Annotated in this window: 12 protein-coding genes; 2 read left to right on the forward strand and 10 right to left on the reverse strand. The window is 55.7% G+C overall.

Going from position 1 to position 19615, the window contains the following annotated elements:
• Window positions 1-116: 116 nt before the first annotated feature.
• The 7 genes from D3A97_RS17350 to D3A97_RS17380 form a co-directional block, all read right to left on the reverse strand.
• A complete protein-coding gene (locus D3A97_RS17350; RefSeq protein ID WP_119079794.1) occupies window positions 117-1616 on the reverse strand; it encodes an SGNH/GDSL hydrolase family protein in 1500 nt (499 codons plus the stop codon).
• Window positions 1613-5005, reverse strand: a complete 3393-nt coding sequence (locus D3A97_RS17355) for a hypothetical protein (RefSeq protein WP_119079795.1) — start codon at window positions 5003-5005, stop codon at window positions 1613-1615. The genes D3A97_RS17350 and D3A97_RS17355 overlap by 4 nt, the downstream gene beginning before the upstream one ends.
• A 3-nt stretch (window positions 5006-5008) precedes the next feature.
• A complete protein-coding gene (locus tag D3A97_RS17360; RefSeq protein WP_198674046.1) occupies window positions 5009-7558 on the reverse strand; it encodes a glycerophosphoryl diester phosphodiesterase in 2550 nt (849 codons plus the stop codon).
• 122 nt (window positions 7559-7680) lie between these two features.
• Window positions 7681-9372, reverse strand: a complete 1692-nt coding sequence (locus D3A97_RS17365; protein ID WP_119079796.1) for a sodium:solute symporter family protein — start codon at window positions 9370-9372, stop codon at window positions 7681-7683.
• 10 nt (window positions 9373-9382) lie between these two features.
• Entirely contained in the window at window positions 9383-10273 is an 891-nt protein-coding gene (locus D3A97_RS17370) for a DUF5017 domain-containing protein (protein WP_119079797.1), read from the reverse strand.
• Window positions 10274-10275: 2 nt separating this feature from the next.
• Entirely contained in the window at window positions 10276-11844 is a 1569-nt protein-coding gene (locus tag D3A97_RS17375) for a RagB/SusD family nutrient uptake outer membrane protein (RefSeq protein WP_119079798.1), read from the reverse strand.
• 18 nt (window positions 11845-11862) lie between these two features.
• Entirely contained in the window at window positions 11863-15006 is a 3144-nt protein-coding gene (locus D3A97_RS17380) for a SusC/RagA family TonB-linked outer membrane protein (protein WP_232826004.1), read from the reverse strand.
• Window positions 15007-15282: 276 nt separating this feature from the next.
• On the opposite strand from D3A97_RS17380, the gene D3A97_RS17385 reads away from it, so the two are divergent.
• Window positions 15283-16296 carry a LacI family DNA-binding transcriptional regulator gene (locus D3A97_RS17385; protein WP_119079800.1) on the forward strand — a complete coding sequence of 338 codons (1014 nt, stop codon included), beginning with the start codon at window positions 15283-15285 and terminating at the stop codon, window positions 16294-16296.
• Here the strand turns inward: D3A97_RS17385 and D3A97_RS17390 are convergent.
• Window positions 16289-16891: a Crp/Fnr family transcriptional regulator gene (locus D3A97_RS17390; RefSeq protein ID WP_198674047.1), complete on the reverse strand. Its 603-nt coding sequence runs from the start codon at window positions 16889-16891 to the stop codon at window positions 16289-16291. The genes D3A97_RS17385 and D3A97_RS17390 overlap by 8 nt on opposite strands.
• 369 nt (window positions 16892-17260) lie before the next feature.
• Between D3A97_RS17390 and D3A97_RS17395 the strand changes: the two genes are divergently transcribed.
• Entirely contained in the window at window positions 17261-18112 is an 852-nt protein-coding gene (locus D3A97_RS17395; protein WP_119079802.1) for an SDR family oxidoreductase, read from the forward strand.
• Window positions 18113-18227: 115 nt separating this feature from the next.
• On the opposite strand, the gene D3A97_RS17400 is transcribed toward D3A97_RS17395, so the two are convergent.
• Together D3A97_RS17400 and D3A97_RS17405 are read right to left on the reverse strand one after the other, a co-directional pair.
• Entirely contained in the window at window positions 18228-18716 is a 489-nt protein-coding gene (locus tag D3A97_RS17400) for an anthrone oxygenase family protein (RefSeq protein ID WP_119079803.1), read from the reverse strand.
• A gap of 77 nt (window positions 18717-18793) precedes the next feature.
• Window positions 18794-19606 (reverse strand): DUF6597 domain-containing transcriptional factor, encoded by an 813-nt coding sequence (locus tag D3A97_RS17405; RefSeq protein ID WP_119079804.1) that lies wholly within the window; start codon window positions 19604-19606, stop codon window positions 18794-18796.
• Window positions 19607-19615 lie beyond the last annotated feature (9 nt).

The following is a 19615-nucleotide window of genomic DNA, read 5'->3' on the forward strand; positions in this document are numbered from 1 at the left end:
AGTGCGTTTGCTACTATCAGTCAAATTTAATGCGGCACAGCACGCGCTGTGATACACTTTGTATCAAAATCATGCTGGGAACATTCCCAATTCATGGGAGCATTCCCAAACAATTCTCACTCCTTCCCGTTTAACACCGGCGTTCCTTTTACCAGGATGCGGCCCAGGTGCAACACGCCCTGGCTGTACTTTTCAGGGTGCTGCCGGATATCTTCCTGCTGCTTTGGCCCTAATATGGCGGCTTTATCCGCCCGCTGGGACGAGAGCCGGATGCTGACCGTGTACCTGCCTTCCGGCAACGTAAAGAACTGGTGCTGCCCGCGGTACCGGTTGTTGCAATAACTGTTGAAACGGTTAACGGGGAGGCTGTCTCCCTCCACCAGCCGGTACACCTGTGTACCCGGTACCAGCGGCGGTTGTACCTGCATGGTTTTGCCGTTCACCGTAATAGTGATCTGCCCCGCTTCCGGGCCGCCTACGTCAAAAATGCCGAAGCCGCTGCCGGTAAAACGAAAGGTGCAGGCCGCACCGGGTGTAACGGCTTTTTCTATGACCGGGAACCAGGGCGCAAATTGCGGCAGCGTAACCTGCTCCCAGCGCCCGCTGAAGGTGGCAATGCTGCGCGGGGCGTACATGCCGGCCGCTTCCCAGTTATCCGGGAATAAAGGCGGCGGCAAAGTCTCTTTTTCGCCGCCAGCCGGTTGAGACAAGCGGGCCTTTGCAGGTTTCCCGCTGCCAGCTGCCACCGCAGGCGGCGTACCATGTTCTGCCTGCTTGCGGTTATCGACCGTTGCAGGAGGCCGCGTACCTTGCTCTGCCCGCTTCCGCATCTTCTCCAGCCCCCTGGCAATTGCCGCTGCGTATACATTCCCCCCGGCCGTTAGAGGATGAACACCGTCTGTGGAAAAGAGGAGGTGGCCGGTGGTATCTCCCGCAGCGCCTTTCCACAACAGGCGGCCCTGCTGCTCCAGCATGGCCGCTTCCATACCAAGATGAATGGACGGCACACCGTAGTGCGCGGCCACCTTCTCCAGCCCTTGTATATTTTCCGGCACCTGGCCGGCCGCGTATATTTTTGTTTGCGGCCCTGTTATGGTGTAGATCAGGCAAACGTCCGCGCCGCTCTTTTTCACCTGCCGTACAATGCCTTCCATACCCGGCGCATACGCCCCGTTCACCGCAAACTCCACAAACACCAGGTCTGGCCCGTGCTGCAGCAATTGCTCCCGCACGCGGCTGGCGCCCAGGTCTGTACCCGTGCCGGACACACCGGCATTCAATGCCCTGATGTTGACGGCAGGGAACATAGCCTGCAGGTAGCGCAAGGTTTGCGGGCGGTAACCGGCATTGCCCTGGGTGATGCTGCCGCCGATGAAGCCCACCAGCAACGGCTCTTCTGCCGCCGCCTTTTTAAAGAAAGCGGGCAGGCCGTTGCGCGGCGTACATTCCCGCGCGTTATAAAAAGTACCGGGCGTTACCAGCGGCGTGCCCGCGGCAGGCTCAAAATACAGCGGTGAAGCGCCGGCCTGGGAAGCGGCTATCAGGTCTTGCTGCGCCGCCGCCGGCCCTGCCGCCATCATTACTACCAGGCTGCTCATGATCCATTTATTGCTCATAAAATCATGTTTCTTTCAAATGTGCGGCCATCCCTTGTTCTGACCACCACTTTCACGCTGGCTTCCTCCCGGAAGGACAGCGGGTGAAAAGACCATTCAAAAGGATAGGCCGTTAGCGTTTCTTCTTTATGGTTCATTGTTACGGTCACCGTGGTACCCTGGGACAAAGTGGATTCCAGGTACCCGTACACCGCGTCCCAGCCAAACGGCGAGCGGATGCGGAACAGGGTACACTTGCCAATGCCCGGGCCAAAGTCTACCTCCTGCATGCCGTTTTTAAGCGGGGGGATTTTTGCAGCGGCGCGTTTGCCCGTTAGCGGGAAAGACAGGGCGGTGAAACCCTTTGCCCCCACCTTTACGGCAATGGTACGGCCGCTCATGGCGGCTGCCACAGGCGCCGGCACCGCGGTTGTGCTGCCGCTCGCCGGAGCGCCCGCGTTGTTTCCTTCTGAAGCAGCTCCCGCATTATTATACAGCAACCCGGCCGCATTATCTTTCACCGGCACTTCCGCTCCCAGCGTAACCTGGCAATCAACAGGCGTATTCTCTTCTCCCGCCAGCAATACCCAGAAGCGTTTATCAGACATGCCCGTGATGTAGTTGACACCCGGGGTATTGATGCTGACAAGGCCCCGTTTCAGCCAGAGGCCAACACCTTCATCGTCCATCACCTTTCCCTTGCCCGCACCGAAAACGCGGTTGTTGAACCATACAAAACCATCCTGCTTCACGTAGGGAAAATTCACCTTGCCGCCGCTCCGCTGCATCACCTCCGTTACCAGGTAATCCATGGTAAAAGCAAGGTGCGGCGGTATGTGATGATAGTAGATAGAACTAACGTCAGGGCCTTTGTACGGGAAATCCCGCTGCATGGTGATGTCTGTAAAACCGGTGGCGTAATACCCGGGATAGTTCGTAAACCGGCCTATCACCGCGTTGCGGGCATAGGTCTCGAATATCTTTCGCGGCTGGTGCGCATACAGCCGCAGCAGGTGCGGCGCCCAGTTGCTCATGAACACATGGCGCGCCAGCTTGCCCGGGTCAAAGAACGTGAAAGGCTGCTCAAAGCCCAACCCCACGGGAGATACCAGCCATTCCGGCACTTGCTTTTCCTGCGCATCGCCGGGGCGGCGGGGAAAACCGAGGCGGTATTTCTCTCCGCCTTTCCACCAGAGCGTGGTGTTGCCTTCGTAGTGACCGCCGGGGTGAATGGTTTGCAGGGTATCTTTCACGGCGGGGTAGCTGCGCACACCGGCCAGCGTATGAAAGGCGGCGGCCTGCGCGGCATCCAGGTATTGTTGGTGGCCGGTGGCATCGTAAAGATCTGTCAGGTCCCACCAGTAAGCGTAAAACGAAGTATTGTAAAAAGGCTGCTTGCTGAGCGGCGCGGTTTTGGTACCGTATACCTCCTGCTGCATGAACGCATCCGCATGCCTGGCAGCGGCATCCAGCCAGGCGCGTTGCCCGGTGAGGCGGTAGGCGGCCAGCTCCTGCGTCCATGCGGGAATGGCTACGGAGTATCCTTTTGCATCGCGCACGTTGTTACCCGGCAACGCAATTTTCTTCAGCCAGGGATTGGCCTCTCCCAGCAGGCGGTGCAGGCCTTCAAAATAAGCGGTGGTGAATTGTGAACCGTACGGGCTGAGAGTGCCCGCTTTTTTGCTCATGCCCCGCTGCGCCCAACGAAAGCCGCTGCGGGAAAGGGTGTATTCAATGGCCGGCAGGGCGCGGCTAATGTAAAACGCTTCGTCACGCGCCAGCATGGCCGTGGCAATAACGGCCAGGGGCGCGGACTGTACCACGGTAGGCGCTGCTTTGGGATCTCCTTCAATATCATAATACCCTTTCAGCAGGGGCGCCCAGCCCGCCGCCTCATCGTTGCGCAGCAGGTCTGTAATGTTGAACATGGTTTCCGTTAACGAAAGCTGCTGCCGGCGGTAATCCCTAACGGCATAGATGCTGTCTGAAATATATTCCAGCGCATCGTTCCAGCCGGAAGGCAACGCCCCTATCATAAAGCTGCGCCGCAGCGTCTGGCCTGCTTTTAACTGCGCGTCTTTCAAACCGGGCACGGGCGAAAAAGCCACGGGCTGCACCTGGTTCTTTTCGTTCTTAATGCCGAAGCCCATCACGGAAGTGGAAGACATGGCCCAATCTAGCGGGAAACCGTCCTGCGCGCCGGTAATGAACGTTGTAATGCCGCTCTCTTTCAGCTCCACCATGGCCAGCGGCTGCGGCATCATGGCGGAGGGCAATATCAGCGGCTGCTCCGGCATGCGCTGGTACTGGAACATGGGTGGCAGCTGCACGTTAGACACCCGGTTGGATGCCATGCCCTGGAAGGCCAGTACGGCCAGGCTGTAAAAAGCATTTTGCGGGGCCTTGTATTGCAGGTTGAGCCGGAAGTGGCGCTGCCCCGGCAGCAGTTCCCAGCGGCCGGTAATGGTATCTCCCTGTTCCGAGCGGTACACTACGTGCAAATGCTGCTTGTCCGTTGCCGTAGCGGCTACGGGCACAAACGCGGTCAGCTGCCCGGCAAGGAAAGGATTGCGCAGGTTGTCAGGCTCCATGATGGTATAGGTTTTCCCCCTGCATGTAAAAGTACTGAAGCCGCGCGAGCCATTCCAGCCGGGAAAGAAACCACCGAACGTGATCTGCGGGTCTTCGCCGCTCAGCAACAATATCCTGTTCTCTTCCATGCCGCCGCCGAGGTATTCCCATTTTCCCTGCCGGCGTACGGCGGTGCGGGCCATCAGGCGCTCTCCCCGCAGCAGCTCCAGCCTGATATGCTCGTTTTCCAGCGCGGCCACCGGTTGGGCGCCCGCGCTGATGCCAGCTATCACGGTAGCCGGCTGCTGTGCCGGCACGGGTTGAACGGCTACATGGGCCGTTTTGTATAACAGCGGGTCTGCCTTGGCGGGGTCTATGTTCTCTGACGTGAGGAACAGCGCGTCTACCCGCGCATAGTTACCGCGGGAGTCATGCAGCTGTATCACATTGTCCCCGCTGTTCAGCTTTACGGTACCGGCCTGTTCCCAATGGTAACCGTCCTTTCCGTGCGCGCCTGATTCCCGCTGCAGCGGCACATCGTTCACCAATACACGGAAAAGTCTTGTGCCGGGGCGGTTGTCCGGGTAATCAACGGTACGCGTCCAGACGGTATATTCACCGGGTGTTTTGATATCGATCACGGTAAGGGCATCGGCCGCCTTCACTTTGCCAGACAGCACACGCAATATCTGGTGGCCGGAAACATTGGCGCCCGGCGGCTTTTCTGCTATCCACCCGCCGCGGATGCGGAAATCTTCCGCTTCAATAAAATAAGATTGCTGGGCCTGCGCAGGCAGCCAGCCCGCACATAACACCCAACCTATCAGCAGCGCTCTCATACGTTAACGGTAGTTTATATCGATGACCTGTATGCCGTAGGGCGGTATCTCCACAGAAAAGGCCGCAGCTGCCTGCACCGGCGTTACCGGTACAGCGGCGTAATTGGCCTGTATGGTAGTACGCAGCGGGGCGTCATCGTTGTTCAGGAGGATGAAGAACAGTTTCTTTTTTTCGCGGTTAATGGCGCAATAATAGTCCAGGTACGGGCTGGTGGTATTGATCAGCCCCTGCCGCAGCAGCAATTGCGCGGGCGTTCCGTTCACCATGCCGGGCGCAAAGCCGTACGACTGGTGAGGCCCTACCTTCGGCGTTATAAACCCCCGGGGAAATTTCACCTTTCCGCCGGAGCGCAGCTCCGCTTCGGCCAGCAGGTAATCCGTGATCCAGCCTATTTGCCACCAGGCATGATGCGGATATGGGCCTGCGCCTTTATTCATCACGTCCCAGTAGTAGGAGGCTACGCCGGTGGCGGGGTCTACAAAAGCATCGCGCCCCAATGCGGCCGCACGCGCCATGTTCAGGAACAGGGAATCTTTGGTGAGCGCAAACATACGCACGAACATACCGGCGTGGCTGGCCAACAATATGGGGCCGCGGTAGTTGGCGCTGCCAAAGGTACCGCCGTGCTCAAAACTCAAACCGGCCTGGCTGATCTCCCAGTCTTTCCTTTCCACCCCGTTCACTCTTTTCTCCGTATTGGAAGGGATGGGATGCGTGTACACGGAAGTGGTGTACAACTGCGCCGCCTTTACCGCCGCGGTGCGGTAACGCTGCTCCCCGGTTATCTCATACAGTTCCAGCAATGCCTGCACGCTTTGACCCGTGGCAAAGTCTGGCACAAAACGCGTATCTCCGCAAACGCCCAGGAAACGGCCTTTGTTCACCGCGTTGCGGATGTACCAGTCCGCCCCTTTTCTGGCGGCGGCCAGGTACTGCGGGCGCTTTAATATTTTATACGCTATCAGCAGCCCGTAAAAAGTGGGCCGCAGGTCTTCCACCTCCGTGAACATGGGCGCCCTGGTAGCGTGGTCATACGCCACCTGCCATTGGCCTTCCTTCCCCATCCAGGCCAGCAGGCGGTCTGCCGCGTGGGCCAGCACCCGCTTCATGGCGGTATCCCCGGGGTTGAAGAGCAATATATTGCCCGCGTCCATCAGCATGTAATAGGTGGTGGCAACAGGCTCTACGTAGGGGCCCCACTCTTCGGTGAAGCGTTTGCTTTTGGAAAGGTAGTATTGCCCCGCCGCCGCGCCGTTGAAAAACCCGGGCGCGGTTACCTGCTGCTGCAATTTGAAATTGCGGGCATACGGCAGACGGGTCTGCTGCAGCACATCGTCATTCATGATACCGGCCAGCATCCACATGGCGCCGTAGTCGGAATTTTTCATGGCATCTTTCTCGGAGCCGTACACGCCGCCCAGGTAGGCCTGCGCTCCTATCTTCATGCCGTTAAAATCTTCCGTGCGCCACAGGGAGGTAGCATCGCTGATCACATAGCGGTGCATGGCCAGGATGCGGTCTGTCAGCGAACGTTGCGTGCTTTTCAGCCGCAGGAAATCCGGGAAGCGGTAAATGTCGTTAATAGTGTGCTGGTACACGGTGTACCAGTCCGCGGCCTGCAGGGTATAACGGAAAGAGAACGTGATGGTTTCCCCTTGCTTCAGCGCAGAGCCTTGCTGCCCCAGTACGGGGCGGTAGAGGGTGGGCGTCAGCGCTCCCTTGCGGTTCATCAGGGAAAGGCCCAGCTTCCACACGGTTTGCGTTTTTACACTGTCCGCCCACGGGTCTCGCGCCGTGCCGGGTTGCGGTATCACTGCCAGGGTTACCCGGTTTTTGCCCTGGATGAAAGGAGACAGTGTAGACGCCGCCCTGTCTCTCACCAGGATGGGCTTGTCAGGAATGCCCTGCATGTACACGGCCGCCTTGATAAAATCTTTTTCTATGGCATTGCTCTGGAAATAACCGGGAATGCCGGCCCAGGCAAAGCCGTTGCTGGCAAAGGTAGCCAGCGTGGGCGTGGCCATGGAAAAATATCCGGCCGCCTTTGCTTTCAGTTTAACCGTTACCGTTACATCAGCCGGGTAAGCGGGGTCTATGGCCCAGGTAGCGGTTACGGCCGCCCGGCTGTTTTCAGCGGAGAACACCTGCGCCCCGCCCTGCCCGCCGGTGGCGGCAGCGGGGTAAAAGTGCAGCGCCTCCCCGGCGGTGTTCAGCTGCACGGGGCTGGTCAGTTCTTTCCAAAGCGGTATAATGTAATGGTAGATATTTTCAGGGAAATTGATCTTTTCGCCTTTTGCATTGTACACCGGCGCAGGACCCTGCGGCGGCGGGGTGGCGGAATACAGCAGGGTATACTCCCCGCTGGGGTTTGCCTGGCTGGCCCAGCCGGCGCCCTGTTTTACAGCTAATTTCTTCAGCTCGTAGCCCCTGGCCGTTCTCTCCCATTGCAGCCGCAGGGCACTGCTTTCCAGCGCAACGCGTTGTTGCGCGGCCGCGGTGAGGTGCAGCAAGCTGCAGAAGAGTATGGGAATAATATATGTTTTCAGTTGCATCGTTTCGTTTTTATGGCCGCATTCCGCCGGCATGTTCCATGGTCATGCCTGTTGCTGCTTTTGCTAACAGCAGCCGCGCGGAAAGCAATGTCACTCACGGCTTCATTTGCCAGCGGTACGGTCTACCCATGCAGCCCCATTCCTTTCCTGGCCGCCCGTAAAGGTATCAGCGCCAGCAAAAGAATGGCGGTGGCAATGCCCGCTACCAGCGGGGCGCTGCCGGCGGCAAAGAAACAGAGCACGTACAGCAGCACCGCAATAAAGGCCAGTGAAAAAGCGATCACCTTCAGCCCGAACACGTTCTGCTGTTGTATGGCCAGCGCTTCTTCCGGGTCTGGCGCCTGCCGCATGATCTTCCGCTCCGCCTTTACCTGTTGCAGTTGCAGATACTCCTCACTTACCTTGTTAGTCATACGGGCATACACCTCGTACGCCAGCAGCAGCAGGAAAGGCAGGCCCACGCCTACCAGCATTTCATCCGCGCGGTTTAAGCGGATGCCGGAGGTAAAGGGCAGTATGATCTTGAACAGCAGGTTGGCGCCGAGGCTGAGAATGGTGATATACAGGGTGGCACGCCCGTTGAGCCGTTTGGAAAACAGCGCCCAGATGGGCGGCGCCAGCAACGGCCCGCCGGTAATGGCGCCAATGCTCAGGGTGAACTCCACAATACCGCCGATGTACGGCACTATGAGGGCAATGCCTATCATGCCAAGACCTATCACCCAGGAAGACAGGCGGGCCACCAGCATCAGCTTTTTGTCTGACGCGGCGGGGTTGATGCGGCCTTTGTAAATATCATTGGTGAACACGGCAGACACTACGTTCAGGGCCGTGTTGGCGGAAGCGGACGTGGAAAAGTACATACCGGTGAGGATCAGCCCCATCAACCCGGCCGGCAGCACATGCTTGCACACCATGAGATAGGCGTTCTCCGCGTCAAGCCCCTGCAGGGAAGGGTTGATGAGCTTGTAGAGCATGGGCGGCAGCATCCACAGCACGGGGCTGATAATATACAATCCCGCAAAAAGGTACGCTACCCTGGAGGCTGACTTAGGTTTGTCCACACTGGTGTACCGCTGTACGAACGTCCAGTTGCCGCCAATGTAAAACACGTGGTACAGGGCAAAAGCAAGAATGAAGCCCCAGGTATATTCACCGTTCACCACGCTGAAAAAACCTTCCGGCGAAAAATGCAGGAACTGCTGCACCCCGCCCGCCGCGTCAAAGGCCAGCGGGATAATGATCAGCACGGCAGCGGTCAGTATCACAAACTGCAGAATATCTGTTACCATTACGGCCCAGAGGCCGCCCACCGCGGTATAGGCTATCATGAAAAGGCCCAGCACCACCGTACTCGGCATCAACGGAAAGCCCAGCGATGAGCTGACCAGCCGTGCCACGGAATACAGCACAGAGCCTTTGATCAGCAGGGATACCAGCATGAAAATATAAATGTAGGATTGCTGCACGCCGGCCCCCAGCCGCTCCCGGATAAACTCCGCCGCGGTGAGGTTGCCGGTGGCCTTCCATTTGGGGGCAATGTAGAGGCCCGTTACCAGACCGCCGATACACATCGTCCACTGAATGGTAACGGCCACCCAGCCATATTTATAGGCAATGGAGCCCCAGGCCACAAAAGTACCGGCAGAAAAGAAGCTCATAAAAAGAGACAACCCGCCAATGAACCAGGGCACCGCCTCTCCCGCCGCAAAAAAAGACTTCAGGTTCCTTCCCGTTCTGGAGAACGAAAAGCCCACCAGCATGATAAATACAGAAAATACAACTATTACCGACGTGTCAATCGCTACATTCATGTTCTTCTTCCTATGGTGTAATGGTTAAGTTAATTTCGCGCAGCAGGCGCTTTTCTCCCGTGTACCGCACGGCAGACGCATCAAATATAACTTTATAAGTGCCCGGTTCCTTATATACGTATGTGTGCTCTTCCAGTACAGTGCTCACGTTTTTCAGCGCGGTGCCCACATCCGGCTTGATCTGCCAGGGGTTGAAGCCCTTGCTGATCACCCAGTCCTCATTATCATCCGCCGTGCCGGGAGCGTTGGCAATGAGCAGCTGCGCGGTGGTAATGGTCCATTTGAAGCCCGGGTTCTTGACATCCACCTGCAGCCAGCCGCCGGTGCTCATTACGGCCAGCGGAGATACCACCCCGTCATCAGACACGTTGTTGGCCTCGAAAGTGCGGATCACCCACTGGTTTTGCCCCTGCGGTTTTTTATAGTCTGTGTAACGGAAGGCAACGTATACCAGCGCGGAATCTTCCGGCGGCCTGGCAAACTCCTTCAGGCTCACTACGCCGGAGGGCGTACGGTCTACACCGGTAGAAAACACGGCGCGGTCTGAAATGTCCGTCCAGGTAGCGGCGGCCAGGTCTTCTGCGGTGGCTTTGCCGTTAAAGTTGTTAGACACCATCAGCTGCAGGTTGTCACGGACCAGGCCGTACCGCACCCAGGTGCTGAATTGCACCTGCAGGTCATTGGCGGCGCTGGTGCGTTTCCTGAACTCATAGTTGTGACCCGGCTCACCGGAGAAAAAAGTGATATTGTCAGGGTTGCCGCTGAATACGAACCGTACGGTATCACCGGCCTTATAGGTCAGGGAGCTGGTATGCACCTGGAAGTCAGGCATAGGCACCTTTTCTCTTTTACAGGCGGCCAGCGCGGCGGCGGCTGCCAGCATATATATGAGCTTTCGCATAATTACCAGTTGGGATTTTGAATGATCAAATGATTTACCGTTACTTCAGAGTTGGGGATGGGGAACACGAGGTTCCTTGCCGTTACGTTCTTGGCGGCATTGCCCGAGTACTTGAAGCCGGAGGGGGCGGTAGCGTTGATTTCCGCCGCCAGCGTTTGCATATGCTGAAGATACAGGCCCCAACGGATGAGGTCATGTTTGCGCATGGCTTCAAAAGCCAGCTCACGGGCGCGCTCATCCTGCAGGTACGCCAGGAAAGCGGCTTTATCCATACCGGCCGGCGCGTCAACAGTGGCGTCTGGCGTATTTACCGGTTTGCCGTAGCCTCTTCTGCGCACCATGTTCATGGCGTTGTAAGCGTCTGCATTAGGGCCGTTCACTTCGTTCTCCGCCTCCGCTTTCATCAGCAGCACGTCTGCATAGCGGATCACGGGGAAGTTGGTGGAATTATACGTTCTGTTCTTGGGCGTAGCCGTTTCATACTCCCTGCGCCATTTACCTACGGTACGGTCATATACCTGCGCATCCGTATAAAAGGTTTTAGTGGTTACGCCGTTGGCAACGGTGTATTTATAGGGAGCAATGGCCCAGTCGCGGCGCGGGTCTGCCGGGTCATACATCTCGAACATGCGGGCGGTGGGGTGCATGCCGCCACCACTGTAACCGATAGTTTCATCCAGGCACTCCAGCCCGTTCTCGATGCCTACAGCGCCCGCCAGTTGTGCATTGCCCAGCTGGTTGCCGAACATGCCCACCTCCCATATGCACTCCTGCAGGTCGTATTTATCCTGGGAGTGGTTGATGAATATCTGCTTGTAATCAGGGCTCAGGGAATGGCGGCCGGAGCTGATCACTTTATCGGCATAGGCCAGCGCATCTTTATAACGCTCTGTTTGCTTCAGCGGCTCCCCTGCCATGGTCAGGAAAACCCTGGCCAGGATGGCCTGCACGGCGGTTTGCGTAACGGTTTCATTGTAGTTGTACCCGTTGATGTCACTCACCAGCGGCTCCGCCTCCTGCATATCTTTCACGATCTGCGCATATACTTCCGCCACGGTTGAACGCGGCAGGTATTTGTCGGTAGGAGACTTGGTGGAGGTCAGCTTCAGCGGTACGCCGCCAAAATGGTCTACCAGCAGGAAGTAATAATACGCCCGCAGGAAAAGGGTTTCGCCCTTGATCACGTTGCGCTTGGTTTCATCCATATCCGGCTTGTTGATGTTCTCCAGCAAGAGGTTGGCCCGGTCTATGCCCTGGTAGGCGGTTTCCCAGAAACGGCCAATATCCAGCTGGCCGGCGTCAAACTCCATTACCTTCAGCTGGGCAATAGTGATGTTCTTGAAGAAAAACTCGTCGCTGATAGCCAGGTAACTGAACAACCCGCGGGAGTACATGCGCCCGAAGTTATCTATCAGCCGGTTGTACACCCCGTTCAGCGCGCGGCGCAGGTCGGCTTCCGTATTGTAATAATTGTCCGGCGTTACAAAATCTTCCGGCTCCGTTTCAAGAAACTTGCTGCAACTGCTGAAAGTACTGGCTGCAAGCAATAAAAATATGAGGATGCGTTTCATCTGCACAGTTTTTAAGCATTAAAAAGTAATGTCCAGTCCCAGGGTGAGCGTGCGCGACTTGGGATAGGCAGACCAGTCGAAGCCCGGTGTGAGGGCGGTGTGCCGTACGGATACTTCCGGGTCAAGACCGGTATAGTTGGTCCATGTGAGCAAGTTCTGCGCCGCCGCGTACACACGCAGCGTTTTGATGTTCGCCCTGCGCAGCATGGCCGCCGGCAGCGAATAACCCAGCGCCACGGTTTTGAGGCGGAGGTAGGAACCGTCTTCTATGGTGCGGGAAGAGTATACCTGCGGGCCCTGGCCGCCTACGCGGTAAAGGGCGTTGGTCTGGTTCTCAGGCGTCCAGCGGTTCTCGAAAGACTTGAACATGTTCAGGAAGTTACGCTGTACGTCACCGTTCTCGAACTCGATGCGGTTGGCGTTCAGCAGGTCGTTGCCATAGCTCCACTGGAAAAACACGTTCAGGTCAAACCCGCCGTAGGTGAAGTTGTTGGAAAACCCGCCAACGTGAATCGGGTTCGGATCACCGATGATGGTGAGGTCGTTGTTGTCTACCTGCCCGTCTCCGTTGATATCCTTGTATTTGATATGCCCCGGCGTGATATTGGCGCGCGGCATGGTGTTGTTGGGCACTTCATCTTTCAGCACATAGGAGCCGTTAGGCAATTTATTGAAATCGCTGTACTGGTACACCCCGTCAAACAAAAAGCCGTAAAACTGCGCAATGGGCTGGCCGGGAATGGCAATGTAGGGGAACGCGTTGTTGAAGTTGCCCCAGGTAATGCGCGTAGCCATGCTGGGCTCCCCTTCATTCAGCTGCAGCACTTTGTTGCGGTTGAATGAAATGTTGAAGCTGGAAGACCATGTGAATTTTTTCCCGGTGATGTTCTGCGTATTAAGGGTCAGCTCCACCCCTTCGTTAGACACACGGCCCACGTTGCGGAAGCCGTTGAGGTAACCGGTAGAAGCGGGTAGCGTAGCCAGCAGCAACAGGTCTCGCGTGTTCTTTTTATAGTAGTCCGCGGTGAACGCAATGCGGTTTTTGAGGAAACCTACGTCCAGCCCGAGGTCTATCTGCTCTGTAGTTTCCCATTTCAGTTTCTGGTTACCCAGGTTGTTGGGAATAATGCCCGCTTCCTGGTTGTTGCCGTAAGAGTAACCGGAATACACGAACATTTGCATGGAAGAGAGGTAGGCAAAGTCAAGCACGCGGTTGTTGCCCGTGAGGCCATACCCTGCGCGCAGCTTGGCGTCAGACAGCCAGTTGATGTTCTTCATAAAAGGCTCTTCTATCAGCCGCCATGCAAAGGCGCCGGACGGGAAGCTGGCCCACTTGTTGCCATTGGCGAACTTGGAGGAGCCGTCTGCCCGGAAAGACACGGTGAACAGGTACCTTGAATCATACCCATAGTTTACACGGCCCAGGAAAGACATCAGCGCACTGCTTGATTTCTCGTTGGGTGCGGTGGCAATGGTACCTTCATCCAGCCCGCTCATGCCCAGCGCTTCATTGGGCACCTGGGTAGATGTAAAGCCGTGGCGGTACATGGATATTTTCTGCATGGTAACACCGGCCACGGCGTTGATGCTGTGTTTTTTATTGATGGTGCGGATGTAGCTAAGCGTGTTCTCGTTCAGCAGGTTGGTGGTTTCCCGGTTGTCTACCAAACCGTTTACGCCGAGGTTGCTGCTCCGCGGGTTGCCCATACGCGTGTTGGAGTTGTTGAACAGTTCACGCCGCCAGTTGATCTTGGTGAGGCCGCCGGTAATGCGCAGCGTGAAATACTTCAGCGGTTTGAACTCCGCGTAAGCGTTGGCAATAACAGTATTGTTGAAGGATGGATTGTATTCGTTCTTAGTGGATATGATAGGGTTGATGCGCCATTCCGCCCCTGGGTCAATATTCGGGTCAAACGGCTCGTCTATCATAGACAGGTCGCTGAGAGAATCTCCCGTTACCGGTCTGAAGCCCCATACGCTGTACATCAGGCTGGAAGTGGGGCCGGAAGCCTGGCCGCTGCTGGTGCTGTTGGCAAAGGTGCCGAAGGTTTTGGTACCGGTATAGTTGGCATTGAAACCGGCTTTTACCTTGCTGCTGATGGTCTGGTCTATAGACGCGCGGCCCTGGTAACGGCGGAAGCCGCTGTTGATAATAATACCGTCTTGCGAAAAAACGGAGCCGGACAGCGAGTACCGCGTTTTGTCACTCCCTCCGCGTACGGAGAGGTTGTGGCTTTGGCCAAAGCCGTTGCGGAACACCTGGTCTTGCCAGTTGATCCCTTTATCGTTCTTATAATCTTCCAGCTTTTTACCGTTTTTCAGGTAGATAGGCCCGTACAGCCCGGGATTCAGTTCCAGCTGGTACTTCACGAACTCGTAAGGGTCCATCATTTCCTGCTGGCGGATGTTCTGGTCCATGCCTACCCACATCTGGTAGTTCACTACGGGCGCGCCTATCTTGCCCTGCTTGGTGGTGATCATGATCACCCCGTTGGCGCCGCGCGCACCGTAGATAGCGGTGGCGGAAGCATCTTTCAGTACTTCTATGGAGGCAATATCCGCCGGGTTGATGATGTTGTTGTCCGGGCTTTCCATCGGGAAGCCGTCTATCACGTACAGCGGGGAGTTATCCTGCGTAACCGAGTTGTTGCCCCGGATGGCTATTTTCATGCCTTCCCCGGGCTGCCCGTCTGCCGCGGTTACCTGTACCCCGGCCACCCTGCCGGCCAGGGCCTGTTCAAAGCTGGCCACGGGCGCTTTCTGCAGGTCTTCCACTTTCACTTCGCCCACAGAGCCGGTCAGGTCTCTCCGCTTTACGGTACCGTAACCGATCACCACCACGTCGTTCAGGCCTTTAATGGAAGGCTCCATTTTGGTGTTGTACACGGTGGCGGTGGGCGCCAGCTTTACTTCTTTGGTGTGGAAGCCCACAAATGAAAATACCAGCACAGCGTCCGGCCCCTGCGGGATACGGATGGTATATACCCCCGCATCGTTGGTCATGGCCTGCGCCTGGCCGCTTTTTAAAAGAATAGTAACACCGGGAAGCGGTTCCCCTTCCATATCGGTGATCTTCCCGGTAACGGTACGGGACTGGCCGGGGGAAGCAGCCGGCGTTTGTGCATAGGCGGTTCGGATCAGCGCAATACACAATAGCAACATTGAAAAAATCTTGACATTCATAACAAGCAACTTGTTTTAAAGATAAACTATGCGTGTAGTGCAGTAATACCGGAAACTAAAGTAAACGTGGCATAAACAGGCACCGGTAAGCCGATGGTGAGCAACAGCTTTTTCATACGTGTGAATTTAGTTGATAACCAAAGATGGCAACTAACAACTATAACCCGAACAAAAAAATGACACATGACAGCATGGGAACATTCCCAATTTGCGGGAATGTTCCCACCAATTGCAAATAATTCGTTTCTTAGCGGTATGAAAAGGCACCAGGTAACCATTATTGACATTGCGAAAGAGCTGAACCTCTCCAAATCTACCGTATCCCGGGCGCTGACCGGGCATAAGAGCGTGAAGCCGGAAACCCGGCAGGCCGTGCTGGAGCTGGCGGAGAAGCTGGATTATCAACGGAACATGCTGGCCATCAGCCTCATTACCAAAAAAACGAATACCATCGGCATTATTGTGCCGGAGTTCAAAAGCTCCTACTTCCCCACCGCCATCATTGGCGCGCAGGAAGTGGCCAGCAAGGCGGGTTACACCACGGTGATCTGCCAGTCTGACGAAAGTTACGAAACGGAAGTAGCCAATACGAAAGTGATGCTGGCCAACCAGGTAGACGGCATACTGGTATCTATTACCCGGGAAACGCGCAACTATGACCACCTGAAGATCTTCCAGCGCAAAGGCATTCCCATCGTATTTTTTAACCGTGTATGTGATGAAATGGACGTGCCGAAGGTGATCGTAGACGATTATGACGGTTCTTTCCGCGCCGTGAGTTACCTGGTAGAGTCCGGCCGCAAGCGGATTGCCCACCTGGCGGGCCCGGCCTCTCTAAAGATCAGCGAAAAAAGGCTCAACGGCTACAAGGCCGCCCTGCGCAAGCACAACGTACCGCTGGATGAAGAACTGATGATCTCCTATGACCTGAATATAGACAAGGTAAAAATATACGTGAATCACCTGCTGAACCTGGAAAACCGGCCAGACGCCATTTTTGCTGTAAACGACCCCACCGCCATAGAGACCATTCAGGTGATCCGGAGAAGAGGGCTGCGGGTGCCGGAAGATATTGCCGTAGTAGGGTTCAGCAACGATTTTGTATCCGGCCTGATAGACCCGCCGCTCACCACCGTATCACAGCCCGTGCGGGACATCGGGCGTACCGCCGCGCAATTGCTGATAGACCAGATCAGCCGGGAGGTGGCAGACTGGAAATCCATCATTAAAGTATTGAAAACGGAACTGGTAGTACGCAAGTCTACCTGAGGCTGCCTTTGCGCAGGCGGCTCAGGGAGGCCGGAGATATGCCGAGGTAAGAAGCGATCAGCTGTTGCGATACCCGTTTCTCCAGCCCGGGGAAGTCTGCCCTAAAGATGTTGTACCGTTCTCCCGCGTCTGCCAGCAGCAGATCCCGCTCCCGGCTTTCCCTGGTGGAAAAAGCGCTCTCCAGCATAGCGATCAGGAACCGGTCCCAGCAGGAATGGCCTTTCCTTACTTCCTGCCAGCGGCTGTAGTCCATTTCCAGTATCTCGCTGTTCTCCAGCGCTTCAATGAACACACGGGAAGGTTTCTGCCGTATCATGGCGGAATAGGCTGAAATAAAGCTCTGCTCCGGCATAAAATTCCTGGTATATTCCCTGCCTTCCGCATCTATGTACAGATAACGGAACAACCCTTTACCTACAAAAGCGAACTTGCGGGGCACCTGCCCTTCCTGCAGAAAATAATCGCCTCTGCGGATGGTGACGGGCTTTCCGATATCCAGTAATTTTTCCGCTTCCGCCGGCGGCACCTGTACAATAGAACGGATGTATTGGATCAGCATGTTTTCCATAACGTAAGTGGGGGGATATGGTCTCACAAGGTAAAAAAATAAAGGCGGTAAGAATACCGCCCTTCAATATTTTTAACCATATCCTATGAAAAACCGATGTAAAAGTATACCGAAACCGCCATGCCGTCAAGCGCGTTTTGGTGAACGCTGCAATTTTTCCAGTTAACGTAGCGGAAAACACCCCGATTAACGAGCACTTAACAAAAAGCGGCATGGCACTGCATTCCGGCCGCATGTAAATACCACCCGCAACATGCTGTTTGCGACAAAGGCATATGCGGCGGCGTGCGGCGGTACTTTCCCGGAAGCCTTTTGCGCACTCCCCTGACCGGGTTGCTGCCGGTTTTGTTCTATTTTCCTTGTAACCCCGCTCCTACTTTTGTCAAAAAAAGAACTATGACAATCGCAATCACAGGCGCCAGCGGCCACCTCGGCAAAGCCACCCTCCGTTTTTTAATGCAGCAAATCACCCCCGGCAACATCATTGCCGTGGTGCGTGACGCGGACAAGATGAAAGATGTTAGCGGCATACAGGTACGCGTGGCGGATTATGACGATGCCGCATCACTGCGGGCGGCTTTTGCCGGCGTGGAAAAACTGCTGCAGATATCTTCCGCCAGCTATGGCGCGCATGCCACGCAGCAGGAAAAAAACGTGGTAGAAGCGGCCAGGGCAGCAGGTGTACAACACATCGTCTACACCAGTTCCGTCAACCTGGCCGAGCAGCCCATTTTTCATGGCGCGCAAACCAACGTGCAAACAGAAAAGGCCATCCGCGACGGCGGCTTCGCCTACACTTTTTTGCGGGACAGCATGTACATGGAAACCATTCCGCTGTTCATTGGCGCCGCCATGGAAAACGGGCAGATCTATTACCCCGCCGGCAACGGCCGCGTGAGCTTTGTAGCCCGTACAGACATTGCGGAGGCACTGGCCAACGTACTGGCCGCGCCCAAAGGCCATGTAAACGCGGTGTATGACATCACCGGCAGCCATGCCTACTCCTTCCAGGACATTGCCGCCCTGCTGCAAAACATCAAAGGGCTGCCGGCCGCTTATACAGACATTCCCGCCGGCGCGTTCAGAGAGGAGCTGATAAAACTGGAAATGCCGCCGGTGGCGGTAGACTTTTACCTCAGCATGGCGGAAAGCGTGAAAGAAGGCGAGTTTGAACATGTAGACGGCGCGCTGGAGCACTTGCTGGGCAGGAAGCCGTTGAGGCTGGAGGACTATATGAAAGCAGTGTAAAAAACGGGGACCGTCTCAAAAGTAATTTGACGGGCTTGAGAATCATGTAAACGAAAAATCTCTCCATCAGGCGCCCGAATAAGATCCGGTAAAAATTACTTTTGAGACGGCTCTTTTACTCCCTGTAAATACACCCCACCGCCACCAACGCCATAGCCGCTACCGCGCAAAACGTACGCACGTTGTTAAAACTGTTCCATCTTGCTTCAAAGCCCGCGCGGTGCGCCGCTATTTCAGACAATGAAGCAGATTGTGTGTTGAATGTATTCAGCGCTTCATTCAGCGGCACATTCACTGCCATTGTTACCCCGAACACGCCGATGGCATACACTAGGGTGGCCGCCAGCAGGCACCAGAAACGTACCGTTACGGGCTGCGAATATTGCAGGTAGGTACTCAGCGGCAACAACAACAGCGTACCCATAAAACCAAGGAAAAAAACAGGATTGAGAATGGCCCGGTTAATATGCTGCATGGCGCGGATGTATTCCGCATCGGCCAGCCGCCCCAGCCCGGGGCTTACCGAGAATGAATAGGCGTAAAAAAGGCCCGCCATCAGGGCCGTGGTGATGGCTGTAACTGCAAGAACAATGTTGTTGAACATATAGCATCGTTTAAATGGTCAATAACAGCAAAACTATGGCGGGAGCATATGTCAAAATAGAATAAATCCGGCAGCAGTTACCGCAGGCCGGAAAAATTCTCCACCAGCTCTACCGCCTTCTTCTGGTACTGGTTGGGGGAAAGACCGGCAAACTCGCGGAAGGAGCGGATAAAGTGCGACTGGTCCGCATAATCGTTCAGGTAGGCAACATCGGACAGTTTCAGAAAATCGTTTTGCCGCAGCTGGTGAAGGGAGGCCTGGAAGCGGTTGATACGGGCAAACAGCTTGGGAGTAACGCCCACATATTGTTTGAACTTCCTCTCAAAACTTCTCTCAGACAATTGCAGCTGCTCCTGCAACTCCTTCAGGGACACGCTGCCTTTGGCCTGTACAATAAAATTAACCGCATGCTGTATAGCGCTGCTCTCAAAACAGTTGTTCTGCTGCAGCAGCAGGTATAAAAAATCGCTGAGGATGGCGATGCGGTGTTGGGAAGAAGGGGCTTCAGCCAGTTGTTCCACCAAAGGGTATTGTTGCCGCCGGGCAATCAGCTCAAGGTCCATACAGGTGTCTGTCAGTTCGCCGGCGTTGATGCCAAATACGGCGGGAAGGGCCTGGGGAAAGAAGAAGATGCCAATAGTATTGAAAGTCCCTTCAAGACTGATCTCCGCATAACGCGAGGCTGTGCCGTAGACGAACGCGGGGGGCAGGCGCTTGCTGTTCTGGTACATCACGCCTTTGTCCGGATGCTGGAAGATGAGGCCGGGGCAGCCGTCTGCAATGGCTTTGAAAGAGCCGGTGGGGATTGCCTCTCCCGCTCCTTCGAACACCCAGAAGTACCGGATATGGTTTTTCAATGTATCTGGCGGAGGTATTTGCCTCAGTTTCATTTTCCTTGA

This window comes from Chitinophaga alhagiae, from assembly GCF_003568665.1.
Taxonomy (GTDB): Bacteria; Bacteroidota; Bacteroidia; order Chitinophagales; family Chitinophagaceae; genus Chitinophaga; species Chitinophaga alhagiae.